This is a genomic window from Saccharopolyspora mangrovi (genome assembly GCF_035320975.1).
Classification (GTDB): Bacteria; Actinomycetota; Actinomycetes; order Mycobacteriales; family Pseudonocardiaceae; genus Saccharopolyspora; species Saccharopolyspora mangrovi.
Window position 1 is genome coordinate 63,562 of the sequence record NZ_JAWLNX010000006.1, and the last position, 24,245, is coordinate 87,806.

Consider the following 24,245-nt stretch of genomic DNA (forward strand, 5'->3'; position numbering starts at 1 on the left):
CTGCCAGCCGCCCTCGCCCTCGAGGTGATGTCAGGTGCGTTGTTGCTCCGTCGCTGCGCGCCAGAAGTCGAGGAAGTGGCGTTCGAGGCCGATCCCCATCTCCAGGGCCAGGGCGATGCCGCGCGGCGTGCCCTCGGCCAGGTTCGCGCGGGTTTCCTCGTACTCGCGCAGCTTCTCCTCGTGCAGCGCGATCTGGTCGGCCGCCAGGGTGGCCGGATCGGCGCCGAAGAACAGCTTGAGCGTCGCCGGGTCGTGGACCTCGAAGAGGCTCTTCACCGGTTCGGCCCGCCAGCGGTCCAGCTCCGCCTGCCCTTCCTCGCTGAGCGTGTAGCTGCGCCTGCGGCGACCGGACTCCTCCCGCTCTTCGTTGAGCAGCCCGGCTTCGGCCAGGCGGGAGGTTTCGCTGTAGAGCTGCGTGTGCGGCAGCGACCAGAAGTTCACCACGCTCTGCCCGGCCACCCGCTTGAGGTCGTAGGCGGTGGCGGGCTGGAACACCTCGATCAGGCCCAGGACCACGTACGACGCGTTCGTGAGGCGAACCGTTGACATGTCGGACACCCTACCGTACCTTTCGAATCGTTCGGAACGAACCATTCGACTCGAATCATTCGAGGTGAAGGACATGGTCACCACTCAGCCCACCGCCGAACTGGGGCTCGCCGCGCTCGACGACGAGATCACCGTTGACGCGCTGCCCGTCGAGGGCGAGATCCCCTCATGGCTCTCCGGAAATCTGCTGCGCACAGGCCCGACGACGTGGCACGCGGGAAGCACGGCGCTGCGCCACTGGTTCGACGGGCTGGCGATGCTGCACAGCTTCACCGTCCACGACGGCACGGTGTCGTACGCGAACAAGCACCTCGAGACCCGGACCCACCGCTCCGCCGAGAAGGCCGGGAAGCTCACCTACGGCCAGTTCGCCACCGACCCGTGCCGCTCGATCTTCCAGCGCATCCAGTCCGCCTTCTCGGGCGCGGTCACGGACAACGCCAACGTCAACGTCGCCAAGCTCGGCGAGCGGTTCGTCGCGCTGACCGAGAGCTCCATCCCGGTCGAGTTCGACCAGCACACGCTGGAAACCGCGGGCGTCCCGTACCGAGCTCCGGGGCAGCTCACCACCGCGCACCCGCACTACGAGTCCGGCGCGATGCTCAACTACGCGGCCAAGCTGGGGCCGCGCAGCTCCTACCGCTTCTACCGCGTCGACGACCGGGGCACCGAGGTCCTGGCGTCCGTCCCGGTCCGAAATCCCTCGTACATGCACTCGTTCGGGATGACCGAGCGCTGGTTCGTGCTCGTCGAGTTCCCGCTCGTGGTGGAACCGGCGGCGATGGTGTTCTCCGGGAAGCCGTTCATCGAGAACTACCGCTGGGAACCGGAGCGCGGCACCCGCGTCACGCTCGTCGACCGCCGCAGCGGGGAGGTCGGTGCTCGGCGCACGCTCGAACCGTTCTTCGCCTTCCACCACGTCAACGCCTACGACGACGGCGGCGACGTGGTGGTGGACCTGTGCGCCTACCCGGACGCGCAGATCATCCAGGACCTCTACATCGACCGCATGCACGAGATCATGCGCGACGACGCGCAGCGCATCTCGCGGTCGCACCTCACACGCCTGCGGCTGAGCGGGAACGGCGTCAGTTCCGAGCAGATCGGCGACGCCACCATCGAGCTGCCGCGCATCAACGGTCACCGCGCGAGGCAGCCCCACCGCTACGTCTGGGGAACCGGCACCCGCCTCGGCTGGATCGACGAGATCGTCAAGATCGACACCTCGGACGGATCATCGCTGACCTGGCACGAACCGGACCAGTACCCGAGCGAACCGGTCTTCGTCGGCCGCCCGGGCGCTGCGGAGGAAGACGACGGAGTCCTGCTGTCCGTCGTGCTCGACGCCCAGCGCGGCCACTCCACCATGCTGGTCCTCGACGCCGGCTCGCTGCACCCCCTGGCCCGCGCAACCGTGCCGCACCACATCCCCTACCACTTCCACGGCCAGTTCAGCAGGGCTTAGACCGCCGGGCCGACCCGTCGACGTGCCGTCAGCAGACCTGCCCGAGCACGTCGAGATCTCGGTTCCACGCGGCGGGCTAGGGTGTCCGGAAACAGCACGCGTGGCCGGCGGGGCGGCCCTCGGGATCGGAGCGGCATGGGGACCGACGAGGCGTGGTTCTACATCGGGCTCGGCGTCGTCCTCGTACCGCACTTCCCCCTCGTCGCCGTCATGCTGCTGCGCACCCGCGCGCGGCACCGCGGCTGGACCCACGTCACCGGGACAGTGACGTCGGTGAAGACGCGGCGGCAGACCAACGGGGAGACGCGCACCGCTGTCCGCTACCGCTACGTCGACGCGACGGGACAGCAGCGCAGCGGCACCGACACGCCCTGGCTCCGAGCACCTCGCCGCAAGAGCCAGATCGCGGTCATGTACGACCCCGACAACCCGGAACGCAGCGAAGCGTCGTCCATGACCTGGCTGTACGTCCTGCTGCCCATCTCGGCGGTGCTCCTGGCCCTGGGGCTGTGGTCCGTCGCAGCGGGCCTCCACGGCCTGACCGGCTGACCCGGAGGCAAGTGGTGGCCGCAGTCGAGATCGAACCAACCGCCCCTCGCTGCATCCCGGTGCTCGAGCGATGAGTCTCGGGTGGGTCGCTGGTCTCCATCACCGACAGAGATGGAACCGCGCCCGGAGGGGTCCTCATGACCGCGACCTACACGTTCGACGTCTTCTCCAGCCTCGACGGCTTCGGCGCCGCCGGAGGTGATTGGACCGGCTACTGGGGCAAGCAAGGCCCCGAACTCCTCGCGCACCGCCTCGCGCTGTACGACGAGGAGCAGCGGATGGTCTTCGGCGCGAACACCTACCGGGTGTTCGCGCAGATGCTGGCCGAGAGCGACGAGGACTCCGACGTGCGCGATGCCTGGGTGACCCGGATGCGGACCACGCCGGCGACGATCGTGTCGAACACGCTGGAAGAACCTCTCGACTGGCCCGACGCGACGATCGCCCGCGGTGACGCCGTCGAGGTCGTCGCCCGCCTCAAGGAGCAGTCCGAGGTCCCGCTGCGCTCGCACGGCAGCCTCTCGATGAACCGCGCGCTGATGGCCGCCGGACTGGTCGACCGCATCCAGGTCACGCTCTTTCCCGTGATCACCGGCCAGACCGGACTCGACCCGATCTTCCGCAACGCAGCCGATTTCGACCTGTCCCTGATCGAGCGCAGAACCCTCGACAACGACATCCAAGAACTCACCTATCGCCCCAGCCGCCACGGCTGAGCGCGGCCAGGCCGAACCGCGCAAGAGCGTCGGTCCGATGAGTTTTCCTTCCGCCGGAAGTCGATCCCTGAGAAGGAATGGGGTCCCGAACCACGACCTGGAGGGTGGGTGTGATGACGGCAGTCGAGGCGAACGGTGTGGTGCTCGGTGTCGAGCACTTCGGCGACGTGGAGGCGCCGCTCGTCCTGTGCGCGGGTAGCACGACGATGCTCTCGTGGCACGACTCGCTCTGCGAGTCGCTCGCGCGCGGCGGGCGTCATGTCGTGCGCTACGACCTGCGTGATTCCGGTTCCTCGACCACCGTCGATCCCGAGGCACCGGCGTACACGCTGCGCGATCTCGCGGCCGATGCCGCAGCGCTGGCCCGCGCGCTCGACGACCGGCCGGCGCACCTGGCGGGCATCGGTGTGGGCGGGATGGTCGCCCAGGTCGCCGCGCTCGACCACCCGGGGACCTTCTCCGCGCTCACCCTCGCCGGGACGCGGCCTGTCGCTCCAGGCCCGGTCGACGAGGATCTGCCCGACCACGACGCGGCGACGATGGGCCGGCTGTTCTCGCGTCCCATGCCCGACTGGTCCGACCGGGACGCGGTGGCTGAGCACGCCGCCGAAGGCGCGGCGATCCTCGGCAACGACCCCGCCGCCGCTCGGCGACTCGCCGAACGCACCTGGGACCGCACACCTGGCACGCTGCCCGCGGTGCAGCTGGCCAACCAGCTGGGCGTGGTCTTCGCGAAGCTGGACTGCGAGCCGCGCTGGCGCGAGCGGCTCCCGGAGCTCACGCTGCCGACGCTGGTCGTGCACGGTCGCCACGACCCGTTCTTCCCGGTCGGCAACGGCGAAGTACTCGCACGCGAGATCCCCCGCGCCCAACTCCACGTGCTCGAACACGCCTCGACAGCCATCCCCGACGCGGCCGCAGAGGAAGTCGCGACGGCCATGCTGGCCCTGTGATCCGAGTGCTTTCGCTCCGCTTCGCCCGCCTCGTCGGTAACGTCCCGGAACTCAGCGCGGTTCGGTCGACTTGGGGAGTTCCGAAGCCGCTCGGCCGCCGATGAGGCCGTCCAGGCGCTGCTGGCTGCGCTGGCAGCTGATCCCTGCGGCGTGGTGGCCCTGGAAGACGACGGAAAGGTCCGCGTGGCCCGCTCCCGGCGAGCACCGAGCAGCCGCCTGCGAGTGCGAGAGGGGCGAGATCACCTGTTGGTGGGCGCAGTTGGGTTCGAACCAACGACCCCTTGCTTGTAAGGCAAGTGCTCTTCCGCTGAGCTATGCGCCCTGGTGGTGGTCGATCGGCTGGGCCGGAACAACACCCCGATGAGGATACCGGGGTGTCGTGCCCGGATTCTTGGCCGGTCGACCACCTGTGCCGGTTGAGAGGCTCAGGCGGTGAGTTCCGCCAGGGCCTTCTTCCAGACGTTCTGGTCGCGGGCTTCGCCGGGCTGGTTGACCTCGGCGAAGCGGACCTTGCCCTCGGTGTCGATGAGGAACGTGCCGCGGTTGGCCATGCCAGCGGCGTCGTTGAACACGCCGTAGGCCTTGGCGGTCTCACCGTGCGGCCAGAAGTCCGACAGCAGCGGGAAGGTGTAGCCCTGCTGCTCGGCCCAGGCCTTCAGCGAGAACGGCGTGTCCACCGAGACGCCGATGACCTGCACCTCGTCGTTCTGGAAGTCGCTCAGGTCGTCGCGGACCTGGCACAGCTCGCCCTGGCAGACGCCGCTGAACGCGAACGGGTAGAAAACCAGCAGGACGTTCTTCTTGCCCCGGAAATCGGCCAGCGAGACCTTTTCCTTGTTGTAGTCGGGCAACGTGAAGTCCGGCGCCTGTGCACCGACCTCAACAGTCATGAGCGCACCCTCCTGTTCGACATGACCTTGTCCCGGCCGAACCTACACCCGCGCGACGAACGTGGGCACCGATGGCGACATCGGTGCCCACGGTTCGAAACGTGCGAACCGGTCAGCGACGGGCCTTGGCCCGGCGGTATGCCAGCCGGGTTCCCATCCAGCCTTCGCTGACGCTGGCGTTCGCGGTCTGCGCCAGGTTCGCCGTTGAGGCGGCCTCGGCGATGTCGGCCGGTTCGACGTATCCGTCTCGGCCGGTCTTGGGGGTCATCACCCAGATGACCCCGTCGTCGGACAGGGGCGTCATCACATCGAGAAGCGTGTCCGTGAGGTCGCCATCGTCTTCGCGCCACCACAGCAACACGACATCGACCACTTCGTCGGCATCTTCGTCGAGCAGATCGCTCCCGCAACGCTCCTCGATCGAGGCCCGGACATCGTCGTCGACGTCCTCGTCCCAGCCGATTTCCTGGACAACCATCTCCGGCTCGATGTCGAGCCTCTCGGCGACGTCGGCTTCGCCTTTACCGGCGTCTCCCGCGGCGACCACGGTTTGCTCACTCCTCCAATGCACCGGTGCGGTGACCTCTGGCCCCGCACGACTTTCAAACCTGGCCGATAGCGAACACTGCGGACCGCTACCGGCGCAACTGCTAGGCGTACGACACGCCGTAGCAACGCGTTGATGTCCGACTCTAGACCGGCTTCGCCCGCACCAACAGCCTGCGGTGCATCGTTGTTCGGTTTCACGTGCACCCACCGGGGGCGAACATGGGGGAACATGGTGGTGTCGGACGTCACGTCCGGCGTCACACCCTGCCACGAATCCCGACGTAGTCGAGGAGTTCCCTTGTCCGCGCTCAACAACGACGCCACCCACGACGCCGTCTCCGCCCAGCGGGTCCGGGTGATCCGGGAGGGCCTGGCCTCCCACCTGCCCGACATCGACCCGCAGGAGACCGACGAGTGGCTGCAGTCCTTCGATTCGGTGCTGTCGGCCAACGGGCAGCAGCGAGCCCGCTACCTCATGCTGCGCCTGCTGCAGCGCGCCCGCGAGACCGGTGTCGGCGTCCCCTCGCTGACCAGCACGGACTACGTCAACACCATCCCCACCGAGCAGGAGCCGTGGTTCCCCGGCGACGAGGAGACCGAGCGCCGCTACCGGGCGTGGATGCGCTGGAACGCGGCGATGATGGTGCACCGCGCCCAGCGGCCGGGCATCGGCGTCGGCGGGCACATCTCGTCCTTCGCGTCCTCGGCGAGCCTCTACGAGGTCGGCTTCAACTGGTTCTTCCGCGGCAAGGACCACCCCGGCGGCGGTGACCACCTCTACATCCAGGGCCACGCCTCCCCCGGCATCTACGCGCGGGCGTTCCTGGAGGGAAGGCTCACCGAGCACCAGCTCGACGGGTTCCGCCAGGAGCACTCGCACGCCGGGGCTGGTGGCGGTCTGCCGTCCTACCCGCACCCGCGGCTGATGCCGGACTTCTGGGAGTTCCCGACCGTGTCGATGGGCCTCGGCCCGATGAACGCGATCTTCCAGGCGCGGTTCAACCGCTACCTGCACGACCGGGGCATCGCCGACACCTCGCAGCAGCGGGTGTGGGCGTTCCTCGGCGACGGCGAGATGAACGAACCCGAGTCGCGCGGCCTGCTGCACGTGGCCGCCAACGAGGGCCTGGACAACCTGACGTTCGTGGTCAACTGCAACCTGCAGCAGCTCGACGGGCCGGTGCGCGGCAACGGCAAGATCGTCCAGGAGCTGGAGGCGTTCTTCCGCGGTGCCGGCTGGAACGTGATCAAGGTCGTGTGGGGCCGCGAGTGGGACTCGCTGCTGCACGCCGACCGCGACGGGGCGCTGGTCAACCTGATGAACACCACCCCGGACGGCGACTACCAGACCTACAAGGCCAACGACGGCGCGTTCGTGCGCGAGCACTTCTTCGGCCGCGACCCGCGCACCAAGGAGATGGTCAAGCACCTCACCGACGCCGAGATCTGGGGTCTGCGTCGAGGCGGCCACGACTACCGCAAGGTCTACGCGGCCTACAAGGCGGCCACCGAGCACCACGGGCAGCCGACGGTCATCCTGGCCAAGACGATCAAGGGCTACGGCCTCGGCCCGCACTTCGAGGGCCGCAACGCCACCCACCAGATGAAGAAGCTGACGCTGGACGACCTCAAGCTGTTCCGCGACAGCCTGCGGATCCCGATCTCCGACGAGCGGCTCGACCCGTACGAGCCGCCCTACTACCACCCCGGTCAGGACTCGCCGGAGATCCAGTACCTGCAGGACCGCCGCCGCCAGCTGGGCGGCTACCTGCCGGAACGGCGGGCCAAGCCCAAGCCGCTGGTGCTGCCCGGCGACAAGGTCTACGAGGTGATCCGCAAGGGCTCCGGCAAGCAGGAGGTCGCCACGACGATGGCGTTCGTCCGGCTGCTCAAGGACCTGGCCAAGGACTCCGAGATCGGCGGCCGGATCGTGCCGATCATCCCGGACGAGGCGCGGACCTTCGGCATGGACTCGATGTTCCCGTCGCAGAAGATCTACAACCCGCACGGCCAGCTCTACACGCCGGTGGACTACCAGCTGATGCTGGCCTACCGGGAGAGCGAATCCGGGCAGATCATGCACGAGGGCATCAACGAGGCCGGATCCACCGCCTCGTTCACGGCCGCGGGCACCAGCTACGCCACGCACGGCGAGCCGATGATCCCGGTCTACATCTTCTACTCGATGTTCGGCTTCCAGCGCACCGGCGACGGGTTCTGGGCGGCGGCCGACCAGATGGCGCGCGGTTTCGTGCTGGGCGCCACCGCGGGCCGGACGACGCTGACCGGTGAGGGGCTGCAGCACGCCGACGGGCACTCGCAGCTCATCGCCGCGACGAACCCGGCGGTCGTGGCCTACGACCCGGCGTGGGCGTTCGAGGTCGCGCACATCGTCAAGGACGGTCTGCGGCGGATGTTCGGCGAGAACGCCGAGAACGTCTTCTACTACCTGACCGTCTACAACGAGCCGTACCAGCAGCCGGCCGAACCGTCCGACCTGGACGTGGACGGGTTGCTGCGCGGTCTCTACCGGTACCAGGCCGCGCCCGCCGGGTCCGGTCCGCGCGCCCAGCTGATGGGTTCAGGCGTTCTGCTGCCGGAGGTGCTCAAGGCCGCCCGGCTGCTGGCCGAGGACTGGGGCGTGCGGGCCGACGTGTGGTCGGCGACGTCGTGGGCGCTGCTGCGCCGGGAGGCCGAGCAGGTCGACCGGCACAACCTGCTCAACCCGGGTGCCGAACCGCAGGTGCCGTACGTGACGCGCGCGTTGTCGCAGGCCGAAGGCCCGGTCGTGGCGGTCAGCGACTGGATGCGGGCCGTGCCGGACCTGATCCGGCCGTGGGTGCCGGGCGAGATGGTCAGCCTCGGCGCGGACGGGTTCGGCTTCTCCGACACCCGCCCGGCGGCTCGGCGGGTGTTCCTGGTCGACGCCGAATCCACGGTCGTCGCGACCCTCGCGGCCCTGGCCCGCACCGGCCAGGTGGACCAGTCCACGGTGGTCGAGGCGGCCCGCAAGTACCGCATCGACGACGTCCAAGCCGCAGGCCCGCAGACGTCGGACCCCGGAGTCGCCTGACCCCGGTCACTCCCCCGAAGGCCCCGGTCCCTCCCACCATCGCGGAGGCACCGGGGCTTTCGTCATGCGGCCCCGCGGTGGTCGACGGGATTTCAATGGAAGTCGGGTTCCCGATTTCCCTTGAAATCAGGGTCACGACTTCCATTGAAATCCCGAACTCCGCGTGGGCGAGGGTTCGACCGGTGGGGGTGTGAAACCGGCTTCAGGGCGGGGTGCGGGTGGAATGGGGTGTGGTGGAGTGGGGGTGTGCGAATCGCGTGCATCGATGGGGATGGGATCGGGCCTGAGCTGATGGGCAGCGCCCGGGAGGTGCTGGCGGCCGCCGCGTCGATGGACGGGCTGGCCGTGGAGTTCGGCAGCGAACCTGGCGGCGCCCAGACGTACCTGGAGACCGGGGAACCGCTGGCCGCTGGGGCGTTGGAGCGGTTCCGGAGCGAGTACGACGCCGTCCTCAAGGGCCCGGTCGGGTTGCCCGAGGTGCGCAAGCCCGACGGGACCGAGGCCGGCGTGCTCGGCGGGGTGCTGCGCAACGGGCTCGACACCTACGCCAACGTGCGCCCGGTGCGGCTGCTGCCCGGAGTCCGCGACGCCGCGGCCCCGATCGACTACGTGATCGTCCGGGAGAACACCGAGGGCCTGTACCTCTCGCGCGGCAGCGGGGTGCGCAACGAACGGGCGGCCAGCGACCAGCTGCTGATGACGCGGGTCGGCGTCGAGCGCATCGTGCGGTTCGCCTTCGACACCGCCAGGGCGCGCACCGGTGCGCCGAAGGACGGCGTGCGCCGGGTGACCTGCGTGGACAAGAGCAACGTGCTGCGCAGCTTCGCGTTCTTCCGGGACGTCTTCGACGAGATCGCCGCCGAGTACCCCGACGTCGAGGCCGACCACCGCTACACCGACGCCGCCGCGCACGACCTGGTCGCCGACCCCGGGCACTTCGACGTGCTGGTCACCGAGAACTTCGTCGGCGACATGCTCAGCGACCTCGGCGCGGCCACCGTGGGCGGGCTGGGCACGTGCCCGTCGGGCAACATCGGCGAGCGAACCGCCTACTTCGAACCGGTGCACGGCAGCGCACCGTCGATCGCCGGGCAGGACAAGGCGAACCCGACGTCGCAGCTGCTCACCGCCGCGATGCTGCTCGACCACGTGGGAGCTGCCGACACGGCCCGGCGCATCACCGGCGCCGTCGAAGCCGCCTACGCCGACGGCGCCGTCGGCCTCGACCCCGACGGCACCCCCACCTGCGGCACCAAGGGCGTGACAACAGCAGTCCTCAACCGCTTGCGACCGTGATTTTCGATCACTGAACGCACATAGCCCCGGCGGCGTCGCACCCGAGCGGGTGGAGAGGCTACCGGGGCCTACGCGAGCACCATAGATCCGATTCGTGCCTGCAGATCTTTCGGGCTGGTTCTCACACGAGCGGATGGCCCCTTATTTCGCCGCGACGAACAACGTCCCGGAGCGGGCAGAAGCCCTCTACGTCTGGAACGGAGACGTTGCTGCCGCGTACTGGCGCACTCTCGCGCACGTGGAGGTATTGCTCCGCAACACCTGCCACTACACGTTGGAGCAATGGTCAGCGAAGAAGTACGGCGATGTCTGCTGGTACAGAGCTGCGGTTGGAAACCTGTCCGACAGGGCACGCACCGACGTGGCCACGGCCATTGCGCGGGCCACTCGCAACGGCCGGCCGGAAATGCCCGGGCAGGTCGTAGCCGAGTTGTCGATGGGGTTCTGGCGGTACCTCCTCGCCTCTCGTTATGACCCGACGCTCCGGCGTTGGTGCTTGCACCGCGCCTTTCCGCACTTGCGTGGGCGAAGGCGAGATCTGGAATCGCACGTCGCGCGACTGCACCAGCTGCGCGATCGGATCGCGCACCTGGAACCGCTCCACCGATTGCCGCTGCTACAACTGCATGGATCGATGCGCGTCGTCGCAAGCTCCATCAACCCACAGGCTCGAGCATGGATCGATGCTCACGACTCAATCCCGGAAGTACTGGCCAGGCGCCCCATGACCGTCCCGGCTGATCCGCTCAACCGCTTGTGACCGCGGCGCGGTCGCGTTGGGTTCGGGCTGTTCGGGTCCAGGACCACCAGCCGTGGATGACCAGGGCTGCGAAGACCAGGTAGATGGCCGCGCTGAAGTGGAGGCCGGAGGCGATCTGCAGCGGGACGCCGACCGCGTCCACCGCGAGCCAGACCAGCCAGAACTCGACCAGGCCGCGGCCCTGCGCCCAGAAGGCGACACCGGTGCCGATGAAGATCCACGCGTCCGGCCACGGCGCCCACGAGGCGTCCAGCGCGCTCAGCAGCAGCGCGAACGCCGACGTGCCCAGCGCCAAGACCGCGACCAGCACCAGCCGCTCGATCCCGGTGGCCTTGCGGATCGCGACGCCGTAAACGGGGTCGCTGCGGCGGTTCCAGGCCCACCAGCCGTAGACCGAGATCAACAGGATCACCACCTGCCGGACCGCGAGTCCGCCCAGGTGGGCGGAGGCGTAGACGGCGAACAGCAGCACGGTCGCCGACACCTGCACCGGCCACGTCGCCACCCAGCGCCGTTGCGCGAGGAAAACCACCGCGAGCGCGCAGAGCTGGCCGACGAGTTCGGCCCAGGAGATCTTCTGGCCCAGCACGGTGATCCCGCTGCCGAGCAGCCATTCCGCCACCGCTTGCACGCCCGCTCCTCCCGCCGGGTGCGCCGGGGTGTGCGCGGGCGACCGCGAGGACCGCGGAACACGGCGTCAACAGCCCGGTTTCGCACGTCGCGGTGGCCCGTGCGCGCCTCTCATCCGGACTTTGACCGTCGGTCCCAGAGTTCCACCGGATCGGCCAGCACCAACGTGGTGCCGGTTCGCGGACTTTCACCGCCGGTTCGGAGTTCCACCGACCCCGGAGCGCACGAGTTCGTACTGCACTTGGCAACATCCTGCGCCGGTGGATCTGTTCCGCGATCAACACGTGGGTCGAATCACAACTCGCCGACACCACTGATGGCCGATCGAACACCCGTACCCCGATCGCCTAGACTTGATCGTCCGAAGCTGAACGAGGGGGTAACGCCGGATGAACGACACCGACCGCGCCATCCTCGCCTTCGAACTCGAGCACTGGCAGTACCAGGGCAACAAGGAGCGCGTCATCCAGGAGCGGTTCGGCTTCTCCCCGAACCGCTACTACCAGCGGCTGAACCGGCTGCTCGACGAACCCGAAGCGCTGGCCCAGCAGCCCGCACTGGTCAAGCGCCTGCTCAACCGCCGCGACCAGCGCGCCCAACGGCGCCGCGCGGTCTAGGCACCCGGCGCGGGTTGCCGCTGCTGCTGGATGCGGACCAGTTCCGCCAGCAGCGGCGCGGCCTGATCGGCGGGCATCGCCTCGAAGGCCGCCTTGATCGCCTCCGGGCCTCGCAGCCCCTGCTGCGGTGCGGCCTGCTGGTTGCCCGCCGCCATGCTGTTGACCAGGTCGACGAGCATCGCGACGATCGTGCGCGGACCAACCGCGGTCTGCCACCCCTGGATCTCGCCCTGGGGCCCGCGCGGCCCGAGCAGCTCGTGCTCCAGGCGCCGCAGCATCGCGTCCTGTTCCGGGGTCATCTCGTCCTCCTGGTCCTTGGTCACGAGGTCGGCGCGGAAGCGGTCCATGTCGACGTGGCCCGGGTCGATCTTGCCGGTGACGCTGGTCTCCTTGTGGCCGCGAGCGGCCTCCAGCGGCCGGCCCAGGTGGCGCAGCACCGCGACGGTCGCGGTGACCGCAGCGCCGTGCTGCTCGGGGCTCGGCCCCTGCTCGACGCCCTGGTAGTCCCACTCGAAGCCGACGTAGAGGGTGTTGCCGTCACCAGCCGGGTTCGGGCCGGAGGCCTTGGCCTCCCCGGCGTGGTTGGCGCGGCCGGCGGCGATCACGTGGACCACGCCGTCGAAGCCGATCACCGCGTGGCACAGCGGGCCGGCGAGGTCCTCGCGGCCGTCGATGCACAGCTGCACGCTGGGCGCGGGGTTGTCGTAGGAGGCGGGAGTGGCGGTGTGGTGTTCGAGCACCCCGACCGCGGCGGGTTGTTCGCCCGAGGCGGTGCGCTCCTTCCAGCCGGGCGTCTCCACGACAGTCAGTCCGGCCGAGCGCAGCACGTCGGCGAGCCACACGAGCGGTAAGGCCACCGGTGATCACCCCCAATGAGATCCCGTGATCCATCGTCCCGGGTTCCGGCACCCGCCTGGAACGGCCAAGAGAATGAAAAATCGGGACCCACCCGTTGGGTGAGCCCCGATCTCTCAGCGTTGCTTCAGAGCGTGCCGCTGTGCCCCTGCGGACCCGGGCCGGGCTGGGCCTGACCGGACTGGGCGCCGTCGCGCTGCGAGGAGAACTGCGACTCGGCGTTGTCCAGCCAGCGGGTCCAGCGCTGCTGCATCGGCTGGATGAGACCGCCGCCGACACCGACGATGATCACGCCCGCGGCCGCGGCCAGCACCGTGATCAGCACCGGGGTGGTCACGGTGACCGCGATGCCGATCTGGTTCAGCGCGGCGATGATGCCCAGCGCCAGGATGAAACCGAAGGCGATCTTGCCCAGCAGCGGGCCGACCGGGCGGTTGCCCAGCGCGCTGGTGATCAGGTCACCGACCGCGCGGCCGATGGCGGCGGCCACCAGGACCAGCACGACGGCGACGACGATGCGCGGCAGGAACAGCACGACCTGGTCGATGAGGTCCTTGATCGCGTTGGGCCCGAACGCGCTCAGCGCCAGCTGCAGGAAGATCAGCAGGATGAAGTAGTAGATCAGCTTGACCAGGATTCCGCCGACGTCGATTCCCGATCCCGAGGTCATCTCGTTCAGACCGGACTTCGCCAGCAGCTTGTTGAATCCCAGCTTGTTGAACGCCATCTGGACGGCCTTGGAGACCGCCTTGGCGATCAGCCAGCCGACCAGCAGGATGATCAGGAAAACGACGAGTTTCGGCACGAAGGTGGCCACGGCCGACCACGCGGCGGCCAATCCTTGTTGGAGAGCTCCCATATTTCTTGCTCCTCGGTGAAACCAAAAAGATCAAGGGCGAATTCGCGTCTGGGGAATCGTTCTCGATCAACAAGTGGACAGCAACTCCGACAGGCATCACGTACGGACGAATCTTTTAATTCGTTCGCGTGAATATTTGATCGCTCCGATAACTCTGGGAATACGAATGTCAGTCGAGTGAGACGGCTCGCCCTCCACCGCTCCCCGCGTCCGCGCTGATCTCAGGCGTGCGATTCTGTCCGCATGAGTACCGAAGACGCTGGTGAGCGGGACACCGGTACGCAAGATCAGGTTTGCGCCGCGACGCTGCGGCGGCTGGAGCGGGCCTCCGGGGGGCTCGCCGGGGCCAGCATCACCGCGATGGAGCAGCGGCTCCCCTGGTTCCAGCGGCTCCCTGCCGACCAACGGGCGAGCGTCCAGCTGGTGACCCAGACCGGTGTCTCCAACTTCGTCGCCTGGATGCAGGACCCCAGCCAGTCCATCCGACTGACCGCCGAGGCGTTCCGCAACGCACCTCGCGACCTGTCCCGCTGGGTCAGCCTGCGGCAGACCCTGGAGCTGGTCCGCGTCGCCATCGACGTCTTCGAGCAGCAGCTGCCCGAGCTGGCCGAGAAGGAGCACGAGCGGTTCGTGCTGCTGGAGGCGATCCTGCGCTACACCCGCGAGATCGCCTTCGCCGCCGCCACCTCCTACGCGGCCGCGGCCGAGGCGCGCGGCGCGTGGGACGCGCGGCTGGAAGCGCTGGTCGTGGACGGTATCGTGCGTGGCGACGCCGAGGAGTCACTGCTGTCCCGCGCCGCCGCGCTGGGCTGGGACCCGGCCTCGGAAGCCACCGTGCTGGTCGGCAACGCCCCCTCCGACGACCCGCCGACGGTCGTCTACCAGGTGCGCAGCCGTGCCGCGCGGCTCGGCTGCCCGGTGCTGCTGGGCGTGCAGGGCACGCGGCTGGTGGTGGTCTTCGGCGGGGTCGGCGACGGCCGCGACAACCACGAGATCGCCCTCGGCCTGACCGAGGCGTTCGGCGAAGGACCGGTGGTGGCCGGTCCGAGCATGCCGAGCCTGGCCGACGCGCACCGCTCCGCCGCCGACGCGATGTCGGCGCTGCGATCCGTGGTGGCCTGGCCGACCGCGCCGCGCCCGGTCCCCTCCGCCGACCTGCTGCCGGAGCGCGCACTGGCCGGCGACCCCGAGGCCGAGCGGCAGCTCGTCGAGCGCATCGTGCTCCCGCTGGTCGACGCGGGCGGCGCGCTCATGGAGACGGTCGACACCTACCTCGAGGTCGGCGGCGTGCTGGAGAACTGCGCCCGCCAGCTCTACGTCCACCCCAACACCGTGCGTTACCGGCTCCGGCGCGTCGCCGAGCTGACCGGCCGCACGCCCTCCAACGCCCGCGACGCGCACGTGCTGCGCGTCGGGCTCGCGGTCGGGCGGCTGGCCAAGGCCCGTGGCCTGTGGTGATGCCGGCTCCGGGGACGAAGCGGAAGGGCGCGCTCCGGGCGAGCTCGGTGACTTCCGGTTCACCGAACGGTCACCGACCGGACACGGCCGACAACGATTCCCCAGTTGCGTCCGGTTGCGCCCGGTGACGCTTGTAGACACTCCACAACTTTGCGGTCCGGACTTCGTCCTCGTCGGCATCACCCCGATCCCGTCACCGGGTGTTCAGTTGCAAGAGTGATCGCGCTTCTCGCCCCCGGACAGGGGTCCCAGGCCCCAGGGATGTTCAACCCGTGGCTGGAGCTCGACGGCGTCGAGGACCACCTCGGGCGCTGGTCAGAGCTCACCGGCCTGGACCTGATCAGACTCGGCACCACTGCGGAGGCCGACGAGATCAAGGACACCTCCGTGACCCAGCCGCTGGTCGTGGCGCTGTCGCTGATCGCGGCAGAGGAGCTGCGCCGCCGCTTCGAGGTGCCCGCCGACACCCCCGTCGCGGGCCACTCCGTGGGTGAGCTCGCCGCAGCGGCCGTGGCCGGAGCGCTCGACGCCGACGACGCCGTGGCGCTGGCCGCCGTGCGCGGCCGGGAGATGGCCGCCGCCTGCGCGCTGGAGCCCACCGGCATGGCCGCGGTGCTCGGCGGTGACGAGCAGGCGGTGCTGGAGACGCTGGAGCGCCTCGGGCTGGACCCGGCCAACCGCAACGGTGCCGGTCAGATCGTCGCCGCGGGCAAGAACGGCGCGCTGGAGCAGCTGGCCGCCGAACCGCCGGAAGGCGCGCGGGTACGCCCGCTGCCGGTCGCCGGTGCCTTCCACACCCGGTTCATGGCGCCTGCGCAGGAAAACCTCGCCAAGCACGCCGAGCACGTCAGCGCCACCGACGCGGTGCTGCCGCTGCTGTCCAATGCGGACGGTGCGGTCGTCAATTCCGCCGATGACATCGTGAGCCGCCTGGTCAACCAGGTCACCAGCCCGGTTCGCTGGGACAGCTGCATGACCGCGCTGGGCGAGCGCGGGGTGGACGCCGTCGTGGAGTTCCCGCCAGCGGGCGCGCTGACCGGCATGGTGCGCCGCGCCCTCAAGGGCGTTCAGACGATCGCCCTCAAGACCCCTGCCGACCTGGACAAGGTCGCCGACCAGCTCGGGAGCGCCGCGTGAGCCTGCCCCGCATCGCATCGAAGCCCGCAGTCGCGGGCACCAAGCTGCTGGGCTTCGGCAGCGCCCAGGGCAACCGGGTCGTCACCAACCACGACCTGGCCAAGATCGTCGACACCAACGACGAGTGGATCCAGCAGCGCGTCGGCATCGTGCACCGCCGCCTCGGCGACGAGGACCAGACGGTGGTCAGCATGGCCGTCGAGGCCGGCGCCAAGGCCGTCGCCGACGCCGGGCTGAGCCCGTCCGACGTGGACCAGGTGGTCGTCGCGACCTGCACGATGCCCGGCGGGATCCCCAACGCCGCCGCGCAGGTCGCCGACCAGATCGGGATCAAGGCCCAGAGCGCCTACGACCTCAACGCCGCCTGCGCCGGTTTCGTCTACGCCGTCGCGCAGGCCTCCGACGCGGTGCGGGCCGGTTCCGCGCGCAACGTGCTGGTCATCGGCTCGGAGCGGTTCCAGGAGTGGCTCGACTGGGAGGACCGCGCCAACTGCATCATCTTCGCCGACGGCGCGGGCGCCACCGTGGTCGGCGCGTCCGACGAGCCGCAGCTCGGACCGGGCGTGCTGGGCAGCGCGGGCGACCTGGTGGACACCATCTACCTGCGCGACAACAAGTACATCTACCAGGAGGGCCAGTCGGTCTTCCGGTGGGCGACCACCCAGATCGCGCCGGTGGCCATCGAGGCCGTCGAAGCCGCCGGGCTGGAGCTCTCCGACATCGACGTCCTGGTGCCGCACCAGGCGAACCTGCGGATCGTCGAGGCCATCGGCAAGAAGCTGCAGAGCAAGGGTGCCCGCGACGACCTGGTCGTCGCGCGTGACATCGTCTACTCCGGCAACACGTCGTCGGCCTCGATCCCGCTGTCGATCGACCACATGCGGGCGGCCGGGGAGATCCCCAGCGGCGCCGTGATGCTTCTCGTGGGCTTCGGAGCCGGGCTGTCCTACGCCGCCCAGGTCGCCGTCTGCCCTTGATCGTTCTGCCAGTGAAGAGCCACCGCAGGCCGCAGGCCCGGCGGTAGGGACGTAAGAACCAGGAAGGGAAAACCAGTGTCGAACGAAGAAATCACCAAGGGTCTCGCCGCCATCGTCGAGGAGGTCGCGGGTGTCGACGCAGCCGACGTGACCACCGACAAGTCCTTCGTCGACGACCTGGACATCGACTCGCTGTCCATGGTGGAGATCGCCGTGCAGGCCGAGGACAAGTTCGGCGTCAAGATCCCGGACGACCAGCTGGCCAACCTCAAGACCGTCGGTGATGCGGTCGACTACATCACCAACAACGCATGACCACCGAAGTCGTCATCACCGGGCTGGGCGCGACGACACCGCTCGGCGGTGACGTCGCGTCCACTTGGGACGGTCTGCTCAACGGTGCCAGCGGCATCCGCCGCCTGGAGGCCGAATGGCTCGACACCTACGAGCTGCCCGCCAAGATCGGCGCGCCGCTGGCGGTCGACCCGAGCGAGGTGCTGCCCCGCGTGCAGCTGCGCCGGATGGACCGCTGCGAGGCCATCGCGGTCATCGCGGCCCGCGAGGCGTGGGCTGATGCCGGCTTCGACATGCCCACCGACGAGTCCGAACCGGTGGACCCGGATCGGCTCGGCGTTGCGCTGGGCACCGGCATCGGCGGCCCGCTGACCCTGCTGCAGCAGGACGACCAGCTGGAAGCGGGTGGCCTGCGCAAGGTTTCACCGCTGACCGTGCCGATGCTGATGCCCAACGGCCCGGCCGCCATGATCAGCCTGGAGCTGCGCGCCCGCGCCGGTGTGCACTCGCCTGCGTCGGCGTGCGCGTCCGGTGCCGAGGGCCTGGCCAAGGCCGCCGAGATGATCCAGTACGGGCACGCCGACGTGGTGGTGGCCGGCGGTGCGGAGTCCTGCATCCACCCGGTCACGATCGCCGGTTTCGCCCAGGCCCGGACCCTGAGCACCCGCAACGACGAGCCGGAGCGCGCCTCCCGCCCGTTCGACGTGGACCGCGACGGGTTCGTGATGGGCGAGGGCGCCGGTGTGGTGATCCTGGAGAGCGCCGAGCACGCCAAGGCGCGCGGTGCCCGGATCTACGGCCGTCTGGCCGGATCCGGCATCACCTCCGACGCCTACCACATCACCGGTAGCCACCCGGACGGCCTCGGGCAGGTCGCCGCGATGCGCAAGGCGCTGGCGGCCGCCAACCTGCAGGCCTCCGACATCGGGCACGTCAACGCGCACGCCACCTCGACCGTGGTCGGTGACGTGGGCGAGGCGAACTCGGTGCGCAAGGCCCTCGGGGACGGTGCGGTCGTGACCGCGCCGAAGGGTTCGCTCGGGCACCTGGTCGGCGGGGCCGGTGCGGTCGAGAGCATCGTCACGATCCTCTCGCTGCACCACGGCGTCATCCCGGCGACGCAGAACCTCGAGAACCTCGACCCCAAGGTGGAGCTGGACGTGGTGGCCGACAAGCCGCGTCACGTCGAGCAGACCGCCGCCATCAACAACGCCTTCGGCTTCGGCGGCCACAACGTGGCCCTCGCCTTCGCCAGGGCATGACAGCGGCCGCGGGGACGGGCGCGAGCTCGTCCCCGCGAAGCCCTGCCGAGCCGGCGCTAGCTGAGCAGCAGCCCGCGGTTCACGTGCAGGGCACGGCGATCGCGCTGTTCGGGAGCTTGCTGATGTCCAGGACCGCGTTGCCGTTCTCGTCGACGACCACCGGGTAGACGACGTTCCACAGCACGCAGCGGGCTTTGACCTGCGGCGGTGCGTCCTCGATGTCCTGCTCGCTCTTGAAGCTGAGCATGACCAGCGCGGAGCGGTCCTGGCCCGGGTCGATGCGGTGCACCTTCATCTCGTGGTCCCGGGTGGAGTCGTACGCCTCGTACCACTTGTTCGCCGGCAGTTCGCGCCACTTGCTCGGCGGGACCGTGGACTTCCACAGCTCGTAGTTCTGGCGGTTGATGCCGTCGAAGTAGTTGTCCAGCAGGCCTTCGATGATCCGCTGGTCCGGGTAGGCGGCGGCGTCCGGCGAGTACTCCACCCCGGAGCGCGACACCACGACCTTCTGGTCTGAGGGGACGGCCATGACGCCGAGAGGCCGCTCGCCGGACTCCTGGTCGTAGACCTGCCGGGCCAGCACGACTCCGCCGACACCCGCCGCGAGCAGCACGACGACGGCGAGCGGAATCCCCCACTTCAGCCAAGAGCGCACGGGCTCAGCTTCGCACAACCCGATCAGCCGGGTGCGCGCTTCCCCGAAATCAGCCGACGCGGTGCAGCACGGTGACCGGTGCGCCGTCGCCCGCGCGGCGGAACGGTTCGAGGGCGTCGTCCCACGCGGCGCCGAGCAGCTGCTCGACGCGGTGCGAGAAGGCCTCCGAGCCCTTGGCGTTCGCCGCCAGCGTGCGGAGTTGATCTTCGCTCACGACGATGTCACCATTGGCGCTGGTGCAGGCGCGCCACAGGCCGAGTCCGGGCGCGTGGCAGTACCGCTGCCCGTCGACCCCGTGACTGGGGTCCTCGGTGATCTCGAAGCGCAACATGGGCCACGCGCGCAGCGCGGTCACCAGGCGTGCTCCGGTACCCGGCTCGCCTGTCCAGGTGCACTCCGCTCGGAGTTGCCCTGGGGCTGCCGGTTGCGCCGTCCAGCGGAGTTCCGTCCGTGTGCCGAGTGCGCCGGAAATCGCCCACTCGACGTGCGGGCAGACCGCAGACGGCGACGAGTGGATGTAGACCACACCGCAGGTGAGGCCACTGTCGCTGCCACGGGTGCTCACTGCTGACCTCCGCTATTCGACGAGGGACGTCTTCCCCTACGACCTCGCGAACCCGGCGATCATCAGGTGCGGCGTCATTCTGCATCGCCGGTGGAGATCTTCGCCACCGCGACATCATCATCGAGCCACCTCCGAAAATGCCCGGCACCAGCCGGGACCACTGCCTCGTCGACGACGAAGATTCACTGAAATCGCTGATCCAGGCGCCGCACCGGGTGATCGACTTCCCTCGGACGCAGCAACGCGGCTTCGGCATACGAGTGGCGATTACCACTCGAACGGGTTAATGCGCGATCTGGGGTACGCGGCGTCCCGGCCCCCGCTAACGTCGTCCGGGCCAGTCCGAAAGGACCCGGCACGCCGGAACTCTCGAGGAGGCCTGATGCACCTGGTGCGGCTCGGAGCGGAACCGACCGAGGTCGGTGCCGACATCCGGGCGGCCATCGCCGCGTGGGGCGCCGGCCGTTCGGTGCTCGGCGGCGTCGCCGTGTTCGGCTGCCGGCCTCCGGGCAGCCCCCGCGAGCTCGACGCCGTGATCGTGCTGCCCCGCGGGCTGATCGTAGTGCTGGGCGTGGACTTACCGGAACCGGCGCTGAAGCTCGAAGCCCCGGTGAGCACGCCGTGGACGGTCGACGGCTGGCCGCTGGTGCGCACCGAGGGCAAGGTCAACCCGGCGCAGGAAGGACTGGAGTCGGCCGCGGCGCTGGCCCGCAGCCTGCAGTCGCGCGGGCTGGAACCGCTGCCGGTGGCGGCGGTCATCGCCGTGGGCCCCTACGTCGGACAGGTCACCCAGCCGACCACGGACCTGCACCGCGGGGTGCGGGTGGTTTCGCCGAACACGACCTCCGTGCTGTCCGCGGCCCGCGAGCTGGCGACCTACGAGAGCACGTGCGACGCGGTCTCCGCGCTGGCGCTGCTGCAGGTGCTCGGCGCCGAGGCAACCGGCGAGGAGCTGGTCGAGGAAGGTTTCCCGGCTTCCCCGGACGTGGACCTGTCCAGCATCGACACGATGCTCATCCCGAAGTACTCCGAGTACCGGCCCTTCGCCCGCGCCGCCGAACCCGCTGCGCCCCGGTCGTTCTCGCGGGCCAAGCTGATCGGCGCCGTCGCGGCGCTGGCGGTGGTGTTCGCGCTGCTCGGCGCGCTGACGCTGGGATCGCCCTCGGCGAGCCCGCCCGAGGTCGCGACGCAGCAGGTCGACGGCGTGGAGTTCGCGCAGCGCGTGACCGACCACGTCGCGGCGTGCGCGCCGAACTCCTACGGCGACGTGCAGCGGTGGTTCCAGCAGCAGCCGTGCCGGAGCCTGCGGCGCGGTGCCTTCGAGGCGCCGCTGGGACCTGCTCGGGTGGCGCTGTCGGTCGCGGTCGTGGACCTGCCGGACGCAGCGTCGGCGACGCAGCTGCGGAAGCTGCTGGAGTCCGCGGGAACCGGCGGCATCAGCGACCTGGTCGCGCAGGGGCGCGGCTGGCCCGGCGCGCCGCGCGACTTCGGCGACGCCGCGCAGGCGGTGCAGCAGAGCGCGGGGCAGGTCCGGGTCGTGCAGGCGGTGTGGGCGCAACGCCCGTCCAGCCCCGACGACCTGGAACTGCGCGCGATGGCCGAGCGCGGGCTGCGGCTCAACCCCTAGGTGTTCTCCCGCTCGGCGACGCCGGGTTCTTCTCGGCGCTGCGCGGGGACCGGGCGCGGCCCCTTGGTCAGGTACGGGCTGCCGAGCCGGGAGAGGAACAGCATCGGCGCGTACAGCGGGACCACCGCGGCCAGCGCGGCGGCGGTGACGCCGGCCCGCACGACGTCGCTGGGGAACAGCGTGGTCCGCTCCAGGAACCGGCGCGAGATCTGCGCGGTGATCCACAGCAGCACCACGAACCCGACCATGCTGGCCACCGCGACGAGCATCGCGGGCCGGTAGCCGAGCCGTTCCGCGCCCAGCATCACCGCGACCCAGCCGAGCAGAGCGGGCAGCTGGCCGCGCTCGGTGGTGGCCGCCCACAGCAGTCCGCCGAAGATCGCCAGGCCGCCCCCGCTGTGCTGCCAGGTCTCGGCGACCCGCTGCGCCCAGCCTCCCCCGGTGAGCCCGAAGCGCGCGGCGAGCTCGCCCAGCACGCCCAACGCGCTGGGCCCGTGCTCAGGTGCCACGAACTGCCCCACGATCCACGCCAGCGCCCACAACGACACGCAGCACGCCACGACCTGCTGCCATCGAGGGCGGTCCAACGCCACCAGCACCAACCGCCGCAATCCCCGCACGACCACCCCAACCCTCGACCGGTCTCCCGAGGATGGGGCACCCCCACTCCCCCGACCACCACATCACCGCGCTCTCCCCCGCCCGGGTGAAGGAATTCAAATTTCGCGCGAAATTCGACGTTCGCAGCTGGACTTCGAATTTCGCGCGAAATTTGAAAAGCCCGGTGGGTGGGCGCGTTTTCGCTGGTCAGAAGGTTGCTGGGAGGGTGGTGCAGGGTTCGGCTGGGGCGCAGGGCAGTGGGAGGGGGAGGACTTCCGGGCCGTCGACCAGCCACTGGGCCTCGCCCGGGACGGAGACGAGGGTGCGGCCCTGGGGGTCCGCCGAGAGGCCCACGCGGCCCGGCGGGAGGGGCGGTGTCGCGAAGGGGACTCCTGCGGCCAGCTTCCGGCCGGAGTCGGCGGCGTAGGTGGCGACCCTCGCCCGGCCCGGGCCGGTGCAGTCGGCGGCTTCCAGGGCTGCGATCTCCTGCCCCGCCCCCGTGATCGCCAACGGCGCGCACCCGGCCGTCGACACCGCGCGGGCATCGTCCACTGTGCTCGGTTCCGGGTCGGTCAGCAGCAGCTCGGCCCGAGCACCGCGCTCGACGAGCAGGGCGAGCCGCCCGTCGCCGGACAGCGCCAGGTCGAGCACGCGCATCCCGGGAGTCGGCATGTCCCGGCGCGTGCCACCGGTCCACACGACGACGTGGTCGCCGTCGGAGTAGGCGACCCGGCCGCCGTGGGCGGTCAGCGCCCGACCGTCGCGGACGTCGGCGATCGGCCGCTGGCCCTCGGCGGTCACCTCGACCACCCGGCCACCCTCCGAAGTGGACAGCATCGCGTACACCCGGCCCTGATCACCGGCCAGCTCGGTGGCGGCACCACCGCTGATCCGCGCGATCTCACCCCGCTCGCGCCCGGACGCCACGTCGAACGTGGCGACCACCCCGTCGCGCACAGCCGCGACGTAGTCGCCCGGCCGCACGCTCGCCGGTTGCGGGGTCGGTGTCTGGAAACTCACCGCCACGCCGACGAACACGGCCACCACGACGGCCGCGGCGAGGACCAGGAACGTCGGCCGACGGTACGGCGCGCGGCGGCGCCGGGCGGCGGCCAGCAACCGGGGCAACGAGTCCGGCGCCGGTTCGACGTCGGCGACCGCCCGCTGCAGCCGGACGCGCACCAGCTCGGTGTCGCGATCGAGTTCGTTCACACCCGCTCCCCCAGAAGTTCTGACAACCTCGCCACCCCGCGCGAGCAGTAGGACTTCACCGAACCCTGGCTGCAGCCCATCACCTCGGCGGTGCGGACCTCGCTCAGGTCGGCGTAGTAGCGCAGCACGATCGCCTCCCGCTGCCTGCGCGGCAGCCGCGCGAGCGCCTGGGCGAGCACCGCCCGGTCGAGCCCGCGCCCGGTGTCGTCGGGCAGGCTGTCGGCCACCGCCAGCTTCGGCAGGTACTTGCGCGCGACCAGTCGTCTGCGCAGCGTCGACCTCGCCCGGTTGAGCACCGCCTGCCGCAGGAACGCCAGCGCCTTCTCCGGATCGCGCAGCCTGGTCCGCGAGTCGAACACCCGCAGGTAGGCGTCCTGCACGATGTCCTCGGCCGAGGCGCGGTCGTCCACCAGCAGCACCGCTATGCGCAGCAGTTGCGCGTAGTGCTCCTGGTAGAGGTCGGTCAGCTTGTTCGTCAGCTCGTCCATCTCCGCCGACCCGTCAACCGGCCGGACGGTCACAGGCATTGCGATCGACACCGTCACATCTGTGCACGACGCCCGGGACCCCCTTCTGGGTTGTGGCCGGAATCGGGTCGTTACCGAATCGGCTGCGATCAACGGCGGCGACTCTACCGACGTGCGGCCTTGTTGATCAGACCGTCCGGCGAGTTCACGCCACCGGCCCAAACGGGCGA

The 24,245-nt window shown here is 69.9% G+C and carries 25 protein-coding genes, 1 tRNA gene and 1 riboswitch; of the genes, 14 read left to right on the top strand and 12 right to left on the bottom strand.

Annotated features, from left to right (window positions below):
* Positions 1–30: 30 nt before the first annotated feature.
* Positions 31–549: a PadR family transcriptional regulator gene (locus tag R4I43_RS10515; RefSeq protein WP_324265387.1), complete on the bottom strand. Its 519-nt coding sequence runs from the start codon at positions 547–549 to the stop codon at positions 31–33.
* A gap of 73 nt (positions 550–622) precedes the next feature.
* On the opposite strand from R4I43_RS10515, the gene R4I43_RS10520 reads away from it, so the two are divergent.
* The 4 genes from R4I43_RS10520 to R4I43_RS10535 all read left to right on the top strand — a co-directional run bounded on the left by R4I43_RS10520 (position 623) and on the right by R4I43_RS10535 (position 4,232).
* Positions 623–2,014 (top strand): carotenoid oxygenase family protein, encoded by a 1,392-nt coding sequence (locus R4I43_RS10520; protein ID WP_324265388.1) that lies wholly within the window; start codon positions 623–625, stop codon positions 2,012–2,014.
* Positions 2,015–2,149: 135 nt separating this feature from the next.
* A complete protein-coding gene (locus R4I43_RS10525) occupies positions 2,150–2,563 on the top strand; it encodes a DUF3592 domain-containing protein (protein ID WP_324265389.1) in 414 nt (137 codons plus the stop codon).
* A 137-nt stretch (positions 2,564–2,700) separates the two neighbouring features.
* Positions 2,701–3,279: a dihydrofolate reductase family protein gene (locus R4I43_RS10530; protein WP_324265390.1), complete on the top strand. Its 579-nt coding sequence runs from the start codon at positions 2,701–2,703 to the stop codon at positions 3,277–3,279.
* Positions 3,280–3,392: 113 nt separating this feature from the next.
* Complete coding sequence (locus R4I43_RS10535) at positions 3,393–4,232, top strand: alpha/beta fold hydrolase (protein ID WP_324265391.1); 840 nt, start codon at positions 3,393–3,395, stop codon at positions 4,230–4,232.
* A 247-nt stretch (positions 4,233–4,479) separates the two neighbouring features.
* On the opposite strand, the gene R4I43_RS10540 is transcribed toward R4I43_RS10535, so the two are convergent.
* The 3 genes from R4I43_RS10540 to R4I43_RS10550 all read right to left on the bottom strand — a co-directional run bounded on the left by R4I43_RS10540 (position 4,480) and on the right by R4I43_RS10550 (position 5,669).
* Positions 4,480–4,554 (bottom strand) — tRNA-Val (locus R4I43_RS10540).
* A gap of 103 nt (positions 4,555–4,657) precedes the next feature.
* The gene (locus R4I43_RS10545) at positions 4,658–5,122 is read right to left on the bottom strand and encodes a peroxiredoxin (protein WP_324265392.1); all 465 of its coding nucleotides are present in this window, start codon (positions 5,120–5,122) and stop codon (positions 4,658–4,660) included.
* A gap of 112 nt (positions 5,123–5,234) precedes the next feature.
* Entirely contained in the window at positions 5,235–5,669 is a 435-nt protein-coding gene (locus R4I43_RS10550; protein ID WP_093420851.1) for a DUF3052 domain-containing protein, read from the bottom strand.
* Positions 5,670–5,969: 300 nt separating this feature from the next.
* On the opposite strand from R4I43_RS10550, the gene aceE reads away from it, so the two are divergent.
* The 3 genes from aceE (at position 5,970) to R4I43_RS10565 (ending at position 10,800) form a co-directional block, all read left to right on the top strand.
* Positions 5,970–8,744: a pyruvate dehydrogenase (acetyl-transferring), homodimeric type gene (gene aceE / locus R4I43_RS10555; RefSeq protein ID WP_324265393.1), complete on the top strand. Its 2,775-nt coding sequence runs from the start codon at positions 5,970–5,972 to the stop codon at positions 8,742–8,744.
* Between the two features lie 246 nt (positions 8,745–8,990).
* Entirely contained in the window at positions 8,991–10,040 is a 1,050-nt protein-coding gene (locus tag R4I43_RS10560) for an isocitrate/isopropylmalate dehydrogenase family protein (RefSeq protein ID WP_324265394.1), read from the top strand.
* A 94-nt stretch (positions 10,041–10,134) separates the two neighbouring features.
* Positions 10,135–10,800, top strand: coding sequence for a hypothetical protein (locus R4I43_RS10565; RefSeq protein ID WP_324265395.1), 666 nt, complete (start codon positions 10,135–10,137; stop codon positions 10,798–10,800).
* Here the strand turns inward: R4I43_RS10565 and R4I43_RS10570 are convergent.
* The gene (locus R4I43_RS10570; protein ID WP_324265396.1) at positions 10,787–11,431 is read right to left on the bottom strand and encodes a nicotinamide mononucleotide transporter family protein; all 645 of its coding nucleotides are present in this window, start codon (positions 11,429–11,431) and stop codon (positions 10,787–10,789) included. The genes R4I43_RS10565 and R4I43_RS10570 overlap by 14 nt on opposite strands.
* A 98-nt stretch (positions 11,432–11,529) precedes the next feature.
* Positions 11,530–11,657, bottom strand: a riboswitch (FMN riboswitch).
* A gap of 162 nt (positions 11,658–11,819) precedes the next feature.
* Here R4I43_RS10570 and R4I43_RS10575 point away from each other — a divergent pair.
* Entirely contained in the window at positions 11,820–12,047 is a 228-nt protein-coding gene (locus R4I43_RS10575) for a DUF3263 domain-containing protein (protein WP_093420858.1), read from the top strand.
* Here the strand turns inward: R4I43_RS10575 and R4I43_RS10580 are convergent.
* Positions 12,044–12,904: a peptidoglycan recognition protein family protein gene (locus tag R4I43_RS10580; RefSeq protein WP_324265397.1), complete on the bottom strand. Its 861-nt coding sequence runs from the start codon at positions 12,902–12,904 to the stop codon at positions 12,044–12,046. The genes R4I43_RS10575 and R4I43_RS10580 overlap by 4 nt on opposite strands.
* 125 nt (positions 12,905–13,029) lie before the next feature.
* Positions 13,030–13,761: a mechanosensitive ion channel family protein gene (locus R4I43_RS10585; protein ID WP_324265398.1), complete on the bottom strand. Its 732-nt coding sequence runs from the start codon at positions 13,759–13,761 to the stop codon at positions 13,030–13,032.
* A 243-nt stretch (positions 13,762–14,004) separates the two neighbouring features.
* Between R4I43_RS10585 and R4I43_RS10590 the strand changes: the two genes are divergently transcribed.
* The 5 genes from R4I43_RS10590 (at position 14,005) to R4I43_RS10610 (ending at position 18,889) form a co-directional block, all read left to right on the top strand.
* On the top strand, positions 14,005–15,219 hold the full coding sequence (locus R4I43_RS10590; protein ID WP_324265399.1) for a PucR family transcriptional regulator: 1,215 nt from the start codon (positions 14,005–14,007) through the stop codon (positions 15,217–15,219).
* A gap of 216 nt (positions 15,220–15,435) precedes the next feature.
* A complete protein-coding gene (locus R4I43_RS10595; RefSeq protein WP_324265400.1) occupies positions 15,436–16,356 on the top strand; it encodes an ACP S-malonyltransferase in 921 nt (306 codons plus the stop codon).
* Positions 16,353–17,333, top strand: coding sequence for a beta-ketoacyl-ACP synthase III (locus R4I43_RS10600; RefSeq protein ID WP_324265401.1), 981 nt, complete (start codon positions 16,353–16,355; stop codon positions 17,331–17,333). Before R4I43_RS10595 ends, R4I43_RS10600 begins: the two co-directional genes overlap by 4 nt.
* Before the next feature lie 75 nt (positions 17,334–17,408).
* A complete protein-coding gene (locus R4I43_RS10605; RefSeq protein ID WP_125088745.1) occupies positions 17,409–17,648 on the top strand; it encodes an acyl carrier protein in 240 nt (79 codons plus the stop codon).
* Positions 17,645–18,889 (top strand): beta-ketoacyl-[acyl-carrier-protein] synthase family protein, encoded by a 1,245-nt coding sequence (locus R4I43_RS10610; RefSeq protein WP_324265402.1) that lies wholly within the window; start codon positions 17,645–17,647, stop codon positions 18,887–18,889. Before R4I43_RS10605 ends, R4I43_RS10610 begins: the two co-directional genes overlap by 4 nt.
* A 79-nt stretch (positions 18,890–18,968) precedes the next feature.
* Here R4I43_RS10610 and R4I43_RS10615 read toward each other — a convergent pair whose 3' ends face one another.
* Together R4I43_RS10615 and R4I43_RS10620 are read right to left on the bottom strand one after the other, a co-directional pair.
* Positions 18,969–19,544, bottom strand: coding sequence for a hypothetical protein (locus R4I43_RS10615; protein WP_324265403.1), 576 nt, complete (start codon positions 19,542–19,544; stop codon positions 18,969–18,971).
* A gap of 49 nt (positions 19,545–19,593) precedes the next feature.
* Entirely contained in the window at positions 19,594–20,109 is a 516-nt protein-coding gene (locus tag R4I43_RS10620) for a DUF3145 domain-containing protein (protein WP_324265404.1), read from the bottom strand.
* Positions 20,110–20,491: 382 nt separating this feature from the next.
* Between R4I43_RS10620 and R4I43_RS10625 the strand changes: the two genes are divergently transcribed.
* Positions 20,492–21,736, top strand: coding sequence for a hypothetical protein (locus R4I43_RS10625; RefSeq protein WP_324265405.1), 1,245 nt, complete (start codon positions 20,492–20,494; stop codon positions 21,734–21,736).
* On the opposite strand, the gene R4I43_RS10630 is transcribed toward R4I43_RS10625, so the two are convergent.
* The 3 genes from R4I43_RS10630 to R4I43_RS10640 all read right to left on the bottom strand — a co-directional run bounded on the left by R4I43_RS10630 (position 21,733) and on the right by R4I43_RS10640 (position 24,075).
* Positions 21,733–22,356, bottom strand: coding sequence for a hypothetical protein (locus tag R4I43_RS10630; protein WP_324265406.1), 624 nt, complete (start codon positions 22,354–22,356; stop codon positions 21,733–21,735). The two genes, R4I43_RS10625 and R4I43_RS10630, sit on opposite strands and share 4 nt — an antisense overlap.
* Positions 22,357–22,543: 187 nt before the next feature.
* Positions 22,544–23,548: a PQQ-binding-like beta-propeller repeat protein gene (locus tag R4I43_RS10635; protein WP_324265407.1), complete on the bottom strand. Its 1,005-nt coding sequence runs from the start codon at positions 23,546–23,548 to the stop codon at positions 22,544–22,546.
* The gene (locus R4I43_RS10640) at positions 23,545–24,075 is read right to left on the bottom strand and encodes a SigE family RNA polymerase sigma factor (protein ID WP_324265408.1); all 531 of its coding nucleotides are present in this window, start codon (positions 24,073–24,075) and stop codon (positions 23,545–23,547) included. The genes R4I43_RS10635 and R4I43_RS10640 overlap by 4 nt, the downstream gene beginning before the upstream one ends.
* Positions 24,076–24,245: the final 170 nt, after the last annotated feature.